Here is a 13,166-nt window from a genome sequence, read left to right as displayed (position 1 = left end):
CAGCCGGTAATGCGGGCAGCGGGGCGAGCACTGTGCTGGTTGGAACGCACACGCTGCCAACGGTAGCGATTACCAACAGCACCGTGTTTGGTGGCGACCACTACCTGAACCTCAGCGAAGCCAATGTCGCAGAAACCCTCAGCGGGACCTCCACTAACGCTGCGGGTAGCTCGGTATCGGTTAACGTTGCGGGGAATATTTACACCACCACCGTACTGGCAAACGGCAGTTGGAGCATTTCAGTCCCTTCCGCCGTGTTGAAGGCTATTCCCGATGGCAGCAGGACAATCTCGGTCACCGTAACGGATGCGGTAGGAAATACCTCGACCGCCAGCGATGCCTTCACGGCAGTCACCCACAACCTGCCAGCGATTGGCGTCGACCCGATACTCAGCCTTGTCAGCGTATTGCTAACTGGCCTGACCATCTCGGGGGGCACGCAAAACCTGGCGCAGGGCACGCGATTGAACGTCACTCTTGGGGGCGAGACGAAGCAGGTGACAACGGATGCCTTAGGACGCTATAGCGTGAAATTCACCGGTGGGTTACTGACAGCGCTGAGTCTGAGCAGCATCGTAACCGTCACAGCGGTTGATGCCGCAGGTAACCCAGCGTCTACCAGCAATACCCTGCTGTTGGGTTCTCTGCTGCCGGTCAGCACAGCGTCTGTGGCTACGGCCTCGGTGCTGATGGCGGTAGTCGCCGACGATACTTCAGCGGCGGCGGCCTCAACGCACTCGACGCACTCAACCACAGCGGAAGCCACCACCACGGCGGCTCATACCACTGCGGTTGATTCAACGCTGGTAACCGGTAGCGATATCAACACTACAGACACCAGCACCACAACCCATGACACAACCAGCACTGCGGCAGCAACGGAAACAGCGGCAGTGGCAGACAGCAGTGCCTACACCATTGGTGGTGTGGTGATTACGCTGGCGGATGGTCATACGGTTGAAGGCGCATCGGTGACCGGTAGCACTGGTGACGATACGGTAACCCTGAATACGCTGAACTTTACCCATATCGATGGCGGGGCGGGAACCGATACGCTGGTGCTGAATGGCGAGCACATGAACCTTGACCTCACTTCCCTGGGACTGAAAGTGGAGGGCATCGAGATTATCGACCTCGGTAAAGCCGGCAACAACAGCGTGAAGTTGGATCTCAACGAAGCGCTGAATCTCACCGACAGTCAGACCAACGATCTGGTGATTAAAGGGACGCTTGGTGACCAGGTTACCCTGGCCAACAGCGATGGCGGCGTCTGGGCAACAGCAGGGCAGCGGACCGTGGAGGGACAAACGTTTGACGTTTATCACAACTCGGCGCTCTCTTCTGCCAACACGCTGGGCGACGTACTGGTACAGCACAATCTGCAGGTCCACGTGGTCTGAGGATGACTTCCCCTGCATGGGAGAGGAAATTCTCGTGCAGGGCGTCTAAGGTTAAGAGGAGGTTAACAGTTACTGACGTGAGAAAGGGGATGTTATAAAATCAGACCGACCACGCAAAGCGTTAGCATTGCGTAAAGAAAGACCAATATTATTACTATAAGAGGCGCGCCATTTAGGGGCGATCCTCCAAAGCAGAGGGGTTCCCCTCTATTTTATGCAGGGTGCAATGGCGTTCTTCTAACCATTTCTCTTGTGACGGCGTGTTTTGCACTCCGTTAGACACCGGGTCAGGCTCAGCTCCCTCTTCGGCGCTGGCCAGCTTATGCCTTTGGAAAATAAAGCTCTGCTTTATCTTTTGCGGCATACCTTTACCTATCATCCGGTGCACAAGGGAATTTCGATGGTGTCTACAGGCAGTAAATTGAAGAAAGTGTGGCTGTCACTCTGTATTGGTGCACTCTGCGCTTCACTGAGCCAGGCTGCGCTGGCAGCGAAGAAAGAGCCGAAAGCGGAATTTAACTGGCGTGCCGCCCCGACCGAGGAGCAAATCGCCACCCTGACACTGCGCGATGCCATCCTGCGCGCGTTTGCCCGTAACCCCAAAATTTCCGAAGCAGCAGCCCAGATCCACGTTGGCGAAGCCGATCTCGATGCGGCCAAAAGTGCGTGGTATCCCCAAATTTCCCTCTCCGCTACGGGAGGGCGGTCGCAACAGACTGATTCGTCAGGCAGCCTGAACAACAACGGCTCTGGTGGCATCACGCTCAGCCAGTTGCTCTACGACTTTGGCCGGACAGGCGGGGCTATCGACGAGCAACATAAACTCTCGGATGCCTATCGCTACAGTCTTTACGACACCATGACCACCGTGGCTCAGGACACGCTGCAGGCGTATCTGGAGGTCAAACGCTATAAGGCGCTGGTGGAGGCTTCCCGCAATAATGTCGTCTCCCTTGAGCATGTCAGAGATATAGCCAAACTGCGTGCAGACGCCGGGTTAAGTTCACAATCCGACGTATTGCAGGCCGAAACCCGTATAGCGGGTATGCATGCCACGCTGGAGCAGTACCGGGCTCAGGAACGCTCAGCCCAGGCTCAGTTAACCGTGCTGACCGGCGTTGTCTCCAGCGAACTGCCGGAATTGCCGCAGTCGTTGCTGAACCAGCAAATTACCCTCGACAAAATAGCCTACGAAAATAGCTCGGCCGTGCGCAGTGCGCAGGCCAAACAAGAAGCGGCGATGGAGCGTGTCCGTCAGGCGTCTTCGAATCACTGGCCGACGATCAAAGTCCAGGCTGGCCGAACCCGCTATGAAAACAGCAGCCGCTCCTACTGGGATGATGAGTTACAGCTGCAAGTTGAAGCGCCGCTTTATCAGGGCGGATTGGTGAATGCCAAAACCCGTGCTGCAGAAGGCGACAGGGAAGCGGCTGAAGCCGCCATTCAACAGTCGAAACTGGACATTAATCAACATGCTTCAACCGCGTATGCCGACATGATTGGTGCCCAGCAACGGCAAAGCGCCGGGGAAGCGCAGTTGGACAGTGCCGACCATACCCGCTCGGTTTATGCCGATGAATACAAGCTGAACAAGCGCAGCCTCAACGATTTGCTGAGCGTGGAGCAGGATGTTTTCCAGGCCGACAGCAGTCGCCTGATGGCTCTTTATGACGGCTGGGATGCCACGGTTCGTTATGCCGCCGCGGTAGACAACCTGCTGGATATTATGGGGATTGATCGCGAAGCCACCAGTGGGCAATCCTTGCCGTCACTCTGACGCTGGAAGCACACGCAACTTTTAAGGCAGTACTATGACCAAACAAACCGCAAGCACCGAGAACTGGATTGATGCCATGCTGCGTGTCGCCGCACGCTTTGGCAAACCTGCGGACGGTTCAACGTTACGCCAGCAGATGCGCTGGTTTGAACACCTGACGCCAGCGCAGCAGCTGGAGAGGCTGGCAGGCCTGCTCGGCCTGCATATGACCATGATGCCGCGTGACAAAATCCGCTGGCGACAGGAAGTGACGCCGGTCATTTTGATCATGGAAAACGGCAACGTGGTGGTGGTGGAAGGCATCGACGCGGAAGGGAAAGCGCGTTACTGGCTAAGCGACGGTGGCGATGTAGTACGGGAAAGCGAACTGGCGCTGCTGCTGGCGCAAAGTCAGGAACAGGTCGGCATTGTTGGCGTCGCGGCGCGTGGGCGTGATGCGCGTATTGATGAGTTCGTAAAACCTTACAAGAAGCACTGGTTCTGGGAAAACTTCCGTGGCATGGGGCGGAAGATCATGGAGATTTCGCTGGCTTCAGTGGTGGGCAACGTGCTGGCACTGGCCGGGATCCTGTTCTCCATGCAGATTTACGATCGGGTTATCCCGGCGCAATCAGAAGCAACATTATGGGTGCTGTTTACCGGGGTGCTGATCGCGGCGGTCTTTGAATATCTTATCCGTTTGATGCGAACTCAGGTGTCCGATCTGATGGGGAAGCGTATTGACTTAAAAGTGTCTTCAATGCTCTTCGCCCGGGCGATGAATATCCGCAACGAGGCCCGGCCAAAATCGACCGGTTCTTTTATTTCACAACTGCGTGAAATCGACCAGGTTCGTGAACTGCTCACCTCCACTACAGTGGGCGCGGCAGCGGATATGCCGTTCGTGATCCTGTTCCTGTTTATCATGGCCTTTATCGGCGGCCCGCTGGTGATTGTGCCGCTGCTGGCGATCCCAATGATTGTGATCCCAGGCTTGCTGGTGCAGATCCCCATGGCGAAACTGGCGAAAGAGGGGCTGCGTGAAGGGGCGTTACGTAATGCGGTGCTGGTGGAAACCATTGAAGGCATCGAAGACATTAAATCTCTGCAGGCAGAACCTTACTTTCAGCGTCAGTGGGAACAGACGCACGAAGTCAGCGCGGCTGTAGGTATGCAGCAACGACTTTGGGGAGCCCGATTGACTGGCTGGGCCTCCACAGTTCAGCAGTTAACTTATGCCAGCATGCTGGTGTTCGGGGTGTATCTGGTTCTCAATGGCGATATCACCACCGGTACGCTGGTAGCCAGCAGCATGCTTTCCTCCAGAACCATTGCACCGCTGATGCAGCTGACCATGGTCTTCTCCCGCTGGCAGCATGCCAAAAGCGCCATGACCGGCCTGGACGAACTGCTGAAAAAGCCGTTGGATCAGGTAGAAGAAGGCGAAATGGCGCACTGCCCAACGCTGACCGGTCAGTACGATCTGAAAGGCGTTCAGTACAGCTACGATGAGGAAAACGCTAAAAATGTGCTGACTATTGGTCAGCTGCAAATCAAGCCCGGCGAGCGCATTGCCATCCTCGGCAAAGTGGGCGCGGGCAAATCAACCTTGTTGCGACTGCTCGCCGGTCAGTCAATGGCTACCCAGGGAAAAGTGGTGGTGGATGGCGTGGATATTCGCCGTATCGATCCGGTTGACCTGCGCCGTCAGCTTGGCTGGCTCTCTCAGGATTCCCGCCTGTTCTTTGGCACGCTCAGGCAAAACCTGATGCTGGGGAACCCGCATGCCAGCGAACAGGAGATGCTGCAAGCCTTGCGCATCAGCGGGGCGCTCAGCCTGGTGCAGCAGGATGCTGCCAGCCTGGATCGGGTGATCAATGAAGGGGGACGTGGGCTTTCTGGTGGTCAGCGGCAGATGGTGATGCTCAGCCGGATGATCCTGCGCCAGCCGCAGGTGGTGCTGATGGACGAGCCAACCGCCTCTATGGATGAACAGCTTGAAGATCACGTTATCCGTCAGATGCAGGGCTGGCTCTCCGGCCGTACGCTGGTGCTGGTCACTCACCGCCCGGCGTTACTCAAGCTGGTGGACAGAATAGTGGTGATGGATAACGGCCGCATCATTGCTGATGGCGCGCGAGATGAGATCATTCGCAGTGCTGCTGCACAAACGGCGAAACAAAACGTGGCGCGGGGAGATGCAGCATGAGCCTGATCATGGTTGACCGCAGCATGAAGCAGAACGAGCGCAAAACCTCCGCCATCATCTGGCTGTGTACCGCTGCGCTGGTGATTTTCTTTGTCTGGGCGCATTTTGCCATTCTGGATGAAGTGACCGTGGGCACCGGCAAGGTCACCCCTCTGAGCCACGCACAGGTGATTGAGAGTCTGGACGGCGGGATCGTCGACCAGCTGAATGTGCATGAAGGGGATATTGTCGAAAAAGGCCAGGTGCTGGCAAAACTCGACCCAACCCGATTTCAGTCCAATTTTGGTGAAGCGGCTTCCAAAGCCAGAACGCTGCGTGCTTCAGCAGAACGGCTTCAGGCGGAGCTGACCGGTGCGCCACTGGCTTTCAGCGCCGCGACTCTGAAAGAGCCTGACCTGGTCGCACGAGAAACACAGCTGTATCAATCCCGTCGTCGCAACCTTACGGAAACCGTCAAAAATCTGGAAGATGCAAAAAGACTGGTGCAGGACGAACTTAGAATGACGGCGCCGCTGGTGGCTAAAGGGGCTGCGGGGGAAGTGGAGGTCATTCGCCTTCGCCGTCAGGTTAGCGATCTGCAGGGGAAAATTGATGAGGCCAAAAATGACTACGCCGTGCGGGCGAGGGAAGAGCAGGTCAAAAATAATGCCGACCTTGATGCTCAGTTGCAGGTGGTTACCGGGAAAGAAGATCAGCTGACTCGCGCCACCATTTACTCACCGGTTCGTGGGATTGTGAAGGACATTCAGGTCACGACCGTCGGTGGGGTGTTGCAGCCTGGCGGCAAGCTGATGGAAATCGTGCCGCTGGAAGATCAGCTGCTGATAGAAACCCGCATCAATCCTCGTGACATTGCGTACATTCGGCCAGGCCTGCCTGCCACGGTGAAGGTCACCGCCTATGATTCTTCAATCTATGGCGATCTGGCGGGCGAGGTGGAAAACGTCTCACCAGATACCCTTCAGGACGAGGTAAAGCGCGATCAGTACTACTACCGGGTGTACGTTCGCACGCAGAAAGCCGAGCTGACCAATAAGGCCGGGCGAAAATTCCCGATTGTTCCCGGTATGGTGGCGAATGTTGAAATTAAAACGGGTCAAAAATCGGTCATGGACTATCTGATTAAGCCGCTGAATAAAGTTAAAGAATCGCTCAGAGAACGCTAAGAAATAACGCCAGTAAATAATTGATGAAGGTTATTTTCATGAAATAATTAACATCTATGTTGCTGGCGTTTTTTTTGATGATTTGTGCTTAATTGGTGATAAAAAGAGCAGGGCGAGGGAGGTTATTGCTTCGGTGTAATTATCTTTACTTAAATTGACGGTAGGCTGAAAAAAGAATAAAAAAAAGCCGAACACAAGGTTCGGCGGGAAATAGGGTAAAACAATCTCATTCGGGGTGAATGAAGGTAATACTGAAATAAAATGATGATAGCGAGGTCATTATATTCCCTGATGGATGAAAATTTTTATCATTCAGTGCTTCGCAAGCTAACCTTACATAACTTGATGAAAAATAACGCTTCGACGAATTATTGATGATTCATGCTATATTTTTTATCAATACGTGCTGCTTGAAAGCTCCCCTCTTTTTACATCCTGAAATATAAACTTAGTACTCTGAAACATATTCGGAAATTTAGTATCATTTTCTTTATAGATTATTACTGCCTGCGCACTAGTATGAGGTTGCCGGCTGAAAATTCGACGTTCAGCAAGCAGTGGCATAATAAGGCACATAACTAGAGGGTATTAAAATGAAACTTCGAGTTCTTTCCCTGATGGTCCCAGCGATGCTGATCGCCGGTTCAGCGGGCGCAGCTGAAATCTACAACAAAGACGGTAATAAACTTGACCTGTTCGGCAAAGTAGACGGTCTGCACTATTTTTCCGATAACGACGGTTCAGATGGCGATCAGTCTTATGTTCGCTTTGGTTTTAAAGGTGAAACCCAAATCAGCGATCAGCTGACCGGCTACGGCCAGTGGGAATATCAGGCAGCGCTGAACACAGCTGAGTCTGAAGGGACGGCAAACAGCTTTACCCGTGTTGGCTTTGCTGGTGTGAAGTTCGGCGATGCCGGATCTTTCGATTACGGTCGTAACTATGGCGTAGCTTATGACATTGGCGCCTGGACTGACGTCCTGCCAGAGTTCGGTGGCGATACCTACGGCGCGGACAACTTCATGTTCCAGCGTTCGAACGGCCTGGCAACTTACCGTAACAACAACTTCTTTGGTCTGATTGATGGCCTGAACTTCGCTGTTCAGTATCAGGGCAAAAATGACAGCAATACCGAATCTGCTACCGGCCGTGACGTCCTTGGCGGTAACGGTGACGGTTATGGCCTGTCTACCACTTATGATCTGGGTGAAGGCTTTGGTATTGGTGCGGCCATGTTCAGTTCCGACCGGACTAATGAACAGAATGGTAACTCGACTGCTACTCAGGACATCCTGGGCCGTGGTGACAAAGCTACCGCGTACACCGGTGGCCTGAAATATGACGCCAACAACATCTACCTGGCAGCAATGTATACCCGTTCACTGAATGCTACCCGCTTCGGTAACAGCGATTCTGCTGCTTACGGTTATGCAAACACCGCAGACAACTGGGAACTGGTTGCACAGTATCAGTTCGACTTCGGTCTGCGTCCTTCCCTGGCGTTTGTCAGCTCACGCGGCAGCGACATCGAAGGTTACGGTTCTCAGAACCTGAAAAAATATGTTGATGTGGGCGCGACTTACTACTTCAACAAAAACATGTCTACCTACGTTGATTACCAAATCAACCTGCTGGATGACAACAACTTCACCGACGCAGCCGGCATCAACACCGATGACGTCGTAGCACTGGGTCTGGTTTACCAGTTCTAAGTTGTTTGGGGAGCGCAGGCCTCTGCGCTCCCTCGTTCCTCATCCTTCGCCTGCCCTTTCATCCCTTCCTTTTTTCTCTTAATTGCTTGCGCGCTGATGACGGTGACGTGGACGATAGAGCTGTTTGACATGCGTCTGCTTGTAATGCTTGTAGCCTGAAAAGATAATCAGTCCCAGGCAAGCAGCAAGGAGTGCAAAATAAATCATGATATCTCCTTTGAAATCATCAAATGGCAGACGATTGTAGCCTGCGTTCGCTGACTATCCTGGTGAGCATTGCAGACAAGATCAAGTGCATTTTCCCGGAAGAAATGGCCCATTTGGTCACTTTCCGGTCCAATATTTACTACAGGTGTTATCGGTTATATGAAGAGGAATTGGCTGTATTGCCCTGCTCTGGCAGCATTTATTATGCTTTCAGGCTGTGACGATCATAACCAGAGTCGCGACGATTCGGCGATGGTGCTGGAAGGAAGCACAATGGGAACATTCTGGCGAATTAGCCTCGCTGGCGTGGCCCCTGAACGGAAAGAGAGCCTGCAAAAAGAGGTTCAGCAACAGTTAGACGAAGACGATCATCAGCTCTCTACCTGGAAAAAAGACTCTGTCCTGTCGCGTTTCAATCAGTATCGCGGCAGTGAGCCTCAGCCCGTCAGCGAAAATATGGCGGATATCGTGACCCTTTCCCTGCGAATTGGTCAGAAAACGGCAGGCGCGATGGACATTACCGTTGGCCCGCTGGTCAATCTTTGGGGGTTTGGCCCGGACAAACAGCCGGTGAAACAGCCCAGTCAGGCACAGATTGAGGCGGCAAAGGCGTTGACCGGATTACAGCATCTGCAGGTGATTCAGAAAGCTGAGGGCGCTTATTTACAAAAAGATCTGCCTGGCCTGTATGTCGATCTTTCCACCATGGGGGAAGGTTTTGCCACCGACCATCTGGCCAGACTGATGGAGAAAGAGGGGATTAACAACTACCTTGTTTCCGTAGGGGGCGCGGTGCTGACCAGAGGAAAAAATGGCCAGAGCCCGTGGAAAGTGGCTATTCAGAAGCCAACAGATCGGGAAAATGCGGTACAGGCGGTGGTCGATCTTCAGGGCCATGGCATCAGCACCTCCGGCAGCTACCGTAACTATTACGAGCTGAACGGTAAACGTTTCTCCCATGTTATCGACCCCTCCACCGGGCGGCCCATTCAGCACAAGTTAGTTTCTGCTACGGTGATTGCCACCACGGCGTTGGAAGCCGATGGCTGGGACACCGGGCTGATGGTGCTGGGCGAAGAGAAAGCCAAAGCGCTGGCGCTACGTGAAAACCTGGCGGTCTACCTGATAGAGAAGCAGGGCGATGGCTTCAGTAGCTGGATGTCACCGCAGTTTAAGGCGTTTATTTTACCACAGTAGGGCGGAATGCCCGGGGAGTCATCATGCTGGATTTGTTTAGTGAAGAGGCTCCGTGGGCTGAGCCCCTGGCGGACGGAGCGGTGATCCTGCGGCGTAGAGCAAGAGACGAAGCCGAAGAATTGATGCGGTTAGTAGAGGACGTCTCCAGTCAGAACCCATTCCATCACCGCATCACGCCCGGTGGACACCGTATGTCGGTTGCCATGACCAACTGCGGTGACTTTGGCTGGTCATCAGACGCGCGGGGCTATCAATACAGTGAGCGAGATAACGCCAGCGGTCATCGCTGGCCAACGATGCCGGACCGTTTTCGCCACCTGGCCAGAGACTGCGCTGGCGAAGCGGGTTTTCCCCAGTTCACCCCGGACGCCTGTCTGATCAATCGCTATGAACCTGGAGCAAAACTCACCCTGCATCAGGATAAAGATGAGCAGGATTTAAAGCAGCCCATCGTCTCTGTTTCGCTGGGTTTACCGGCGGTCTTTCAGTTCGGTGGTTTTGAACGCGGAGACGCCACCCAGCGCGTGCTGCTGGAACATGGTGATATCGTGGTCTGGGGCGGACCTTCACGTCTGCGGTTTCACGGCATATTGCCGCTTAAACCAGGAATTCACCCCTTAACCGGCGCTTTTCGCTTCAATCTGACCTTCCGGCGCGCATTTCGTTAAGCGATTCTGAGTCAGATGAGAATTATTATTGATATCGTCTGGTGACTCATTACACTGCACACTGCCTTGTTGTTACCCGGATGGTGTCATGGAGTTGCTACGCGTTGTTTACCGGCAGTATCGCTGGCCGTTTATTTTGGTTATTGCTCTCAGCCTGCTTAGTGCCGCGCTGGGGATTGGGCTGATCGCGTTTATCAATAAAGAACTGATTGTTGCCCTGAACTCTTCGTTACTGGTTCTGCCGGAATTTCTCGGCTTACTGCTGCTGCTGATGGCGGTTACGCTGGCTTCGCAGCTGGCATTAACCGTGCTGGGCCACCATTTCGTTTACCGCCTGCGCGGTGAATTCATCAAACGTATTCTGGACACCCAGGTTGAACGCATCGAGCAAATCGGTAGCGCACAACTGTTGGCCGGGCTGACCAGCGATGTGCGTGCCATCACCATTGCTTTTGTTCGTCTGCCTGAACTGATCCAGGGGATCATCCTGACAGTCGGATCGGCGGCTTACCTGGCCTGGTTATCGCCGGAAATGCTGTTTGTTACCGCTGTCTGGGTAGCCATCACCATTGTTGGCGGCTGGTTGCTGGTGTCGAAAGTGTACCGTCATATGGCAAAACTGCGTGATATTGAGGACAACCTCTACACGGATTTCCAGACCATAATTGAAGGGCGCAAAGAGCTGGCCCTGAACCGCCAGCGTGCACAGCTGATCTATGAAACGGTCTATCAGGAGGATGCGCGTAATTACCGTCATCATATTGTGCGTGCCGACACCTTCCATCTGAGCGCGGTAAACTGGTCGAATATTATGATGCTGGGCGCCATTGGCCTGGTGTTCTTTATGGCGAACAGCCTTGGCTGGGCAAATACCGCTGTAGCGGCAACCTATTCCCTGACTCTGCTGTTCCTGCGTACGCCATTGCTTTCTGCCGTGGGCGCTTTGCCTACGCTGCTGACGGCCCAGGTGGCTTTTGACAAGTTAAACACCTTCAAGCTCACGGAATACCACCCCGACTTTATTGCGCCACCGGTTGCCAACAACTGGAAGACGCTTGAGCTGCGCAATCTGGTGTTCCATTACGGTGAACAAGGATTTGCAGTTGGGCCAATAAATATGACGCTGAAGCGTGGCGAACTGGTGTTCCTGATCGGCGGTAACGGCAGTGGGAAATCGACGCTGGCGATGTTACTGACCGGGCTTTATCAGCCTGTTTCTGGCCAAATCTTGCTGGATGGTGAAGAGATCGACGGTTCGAACAGGGAGAAGTATCGTAGCCTGTTCTCGGCGGTCTTTACCGATGTTCACCTGTTCGATCGGCTGATCGATAATCAGGGACAGGCGGCCGATCCGGCTAAAGTTCAGGCCTGGCTGTCGCGCCTGCAAATGCAGGACAAAGTGAAGCTGGAAGGCAACAAAGTCCTGAACCTGAAGTTGTCGAAAGGGCAGAGCAAGCGTCTCGCGCTGTTACTGGCTACCGCTGAGCAGCGCGATATCCTGCTGCTGGATGAATGGGCTGCCGACCAGGACCCGCATTTCCGCCGTATCTTCTACCGGGAGTTGTTGCCGTGGTTGCAGGAGATGGGGAAAACCGTGTTTGCCATCAGTCATGATGACCACTACTTCCTCCATGCGGATCGCCTGCTGGAGATGCGTGAAGGCAAACTTAGCGAACTGACTGGCGAAGAGCGGGAACTTGCCACGCTGGATGCCGTCAAACGCACAGACGTGGTTAGCCAGGGCTAGCGACAGGCATTTTTAACTGAGGGATTGACATCAATGAAACAGTTACCGCTGATTTTACTCTGTGTATTGATGCTCAGCGCTTGTGACAATGCAGCTGAAAAGCCCGCTCCAGCAGCGAGTGAGGCGCCATCAGCCAGCTCATCACCGGCAGCTGGCTGGGTGGGGAAATGGGTTGGCGTGGAAGGTTTATCTCTTACGATCAGTAAAGACGAGGCGCTGGGTGAGGGTAACTACTTGCTGACTATGCAGTACAGCCTTGATGCTACGGACAAAGGCACCTTCAAGGGGAAAGCCACGCCACAGGGCATGACTTTCACCCGCCCGGATGGCGAGCATACGCTACGGGCTGGCGACGGTGCCGCAACCGGTCTGAAGTGGCTGGCGGAGAAGAAGGATTGTCTGGTTGTACAGCCGGGCGAGGGTTACTGCCGCTAACCGGCTAGCCTTCTATTACCCAACTCAGCACCTGATCTGCTTCAAGCTCTACCTGGCCGGTAAACTCTCTCCCTGCCGGGAAGTCGCTGGAAAATGAAGTGGTCAGGCGCAGCTGCACTTTGCCTGTAGCAGGAAACAGTGCCGTGATTTCAGCCGCACTGAAATCCATATACTGTCTGAGCGGCGGAAAGAGAGCCTTATACAGACTCTCTTTTACCGAGAAGGCCAGCGTCAGCGCTGTGGCGAAAGGCAATCCACTCTCCAGCAGCTTGCGTTTCTCTTCTGCCGTCACAATCCTGCTTTGCATCTCTTCAGCCGTTTCCGGCCGCATAACCTGTTCGCAATCTACGCCTGATAGCAGCCGATTTTCTCTCCTGGACAGCAGTACTGCGATCCTTTGATGGCTGTGCGACAGCGAGCCCGAGATCCCGGCAGGCCAGACTGGCGCCCGGTCAGGGTCGTTGGAGAGGATGACCCCTTCAATTCCCATCCGAGCGAGCGCGTAACGCACCACCACTCTGCTGGCAAGGTATTCTGCCCGACGTTTACGCACGGCTCTGTTTAAATGGACGGGAGAGGGCAGCTGGCAGCTGGCATACAAACGTTCATCGAAGCGGGAGAGATCGAACTGCGCGGTGACCAGCAAGGTTTCTGGATGGCCTGCGGGTG

At 54.2% G+C, this 13,166-nt stretch carries 10 protein-coding genes; 9 read left to right on the top strand and 1 reads right to left on the bottom strand.

Annotated features, from left to right (window positions below; translation table 11 throughout):
• The 9 genes from WCC56_RS16290 to WCC56_RS16250 form a co-directional block, all read left to right on the top strand.
• Positions 1 to 1,400 (top strand): Ig-like domain-containing protein (locus WCC56_RS16290; protein WP_424693381.1); only part of this gene is annotated, 1,400 nt, incomplete at its 5' end.
• Positions 1,401 to 1,800: 400 nt separating this feature from the next.
• Positions 1,801 to 3,177, top strand: coding sequence for a TolC family outer membrane protein (locus WCC56_RS16285; protein ID WP_424693382.1), 1,377 nt, complete (start codon positions 1,801 to 1,803; stop codon positions 3,175 to 3,177).
• Positions 3,178 to 3,211: 34 nt separating this feature from the next.
• Positions 3,212 to 5,365, top strand: a complete 2,154-nt coding sequence (locus tag WCC56_RS16280; protein WP_424693380.1) for a type I secretion system permease/ATPase — start codon at positions 3,212 to 3,214, stop codon at positions 5,363 to 5,365.
• Complete coding sequence (locus tag WCC56_RS16275) at positions 5,362 to 6,531, top strand: HlyD family efflux transporter periplasmic adaptor subunit (protein WP_424693379.1); 1,170 nt, start codon at positions 5,362 to 5,364, stop codon at positions 6,529 to 6,531. Before WCC56_RS16280 ends, WCC56_RS16275 begins: the two co-directional genes overlap by 4 nt.
• 593 nt (positions 6,532 to 7,124) lie before the next feature.
• Entirely contained in the window at positions 7,125 to 8,243 is a 1,119-nt protein-coding gene (gene ompC, locus WCC56_RS16270) for a porin OmpC (protein WP_424693378.1), read from the top strand.
• Between the two features lie 366 nt (positions 8,244 to 8,609).
• Positions 8,610 to 9,647: an FAD:protein FMN transferase ApbE gene (apbE, locus tag WCC56_RS16265; RefSeq protein ID WP_424693377.1), complete on the top strand. Its 1,038-nt coding sequence runs from the start codon at positions 8,610 to 8,612 to the stop codon at positions 9,645 to 9,647.
• A gap of 23 nt (positions 9,648 to 9,670) precedes the next feature.
• Positions 9,671 to 10,315, top strand: a complete 645-nt coding sequence (gene alkB / locus WCC56_RS16260; protein ID WP_424693376.1) for a DNA oxidative demethylase AlkB — start codon at positions 9,671 to 9,673, stop codon at positions 10,313 to 10,315.
• A gap of 88 nt (positions 10,316 to 10,403) precedes the next feature.
• Positions 10,404 to 12,062 (top strand): multidrug ABC transporter permease/ATP-binding protein, encoded by a 1,659-nt coding sequence (locus WCC56_RS16255; protein WP_424693375.1) that lies wholly within the window; start codon positions 10,404 to 10,406, stop codon positions 12,060 to 12,062.
• 33 nt (positions 12,063 to 12,095) lie between these two features.
• Positions 12,096 to 12,497: a hypothetical protein gene (locus WCC56_RS16250; protein ID WP_424693374.1), complete on the top strand. Its 402-nt coding sequence runs from the start codon at positions 12,096 to 12,098 to the stop codon at positions 12,495 to 12,497.
• A 4-nt stretch (positions 12,498 to 12,501) separates the two neighbouring features.
• Here the strand turns inward: WCC56_RS16250 and WCC56_RS16245 are convergent.
• Positions 12,502 to 13,166, bottom strand: a 665-nt coding sequence (locus WCC56_RS16245) for a 4'-phosphopantetheinyl transferase family protein (protein ID WP_424693373.1), incomplete at its 5' end; no start/stop codon positions are given.

Source organism: Erwinia sp., assembly GCF_049696395.1.
GTDB lineage: Bacteria > Pseudomonadota > Gammaproteobacteria > Enterobacterales > Enterobacteriaceae > Erwinia.
The sequence above is the reverse complement of the archived record's forward strand: the minus strand, read 5'-3'. Positions and strand labels throughout refer to the sequence as shown.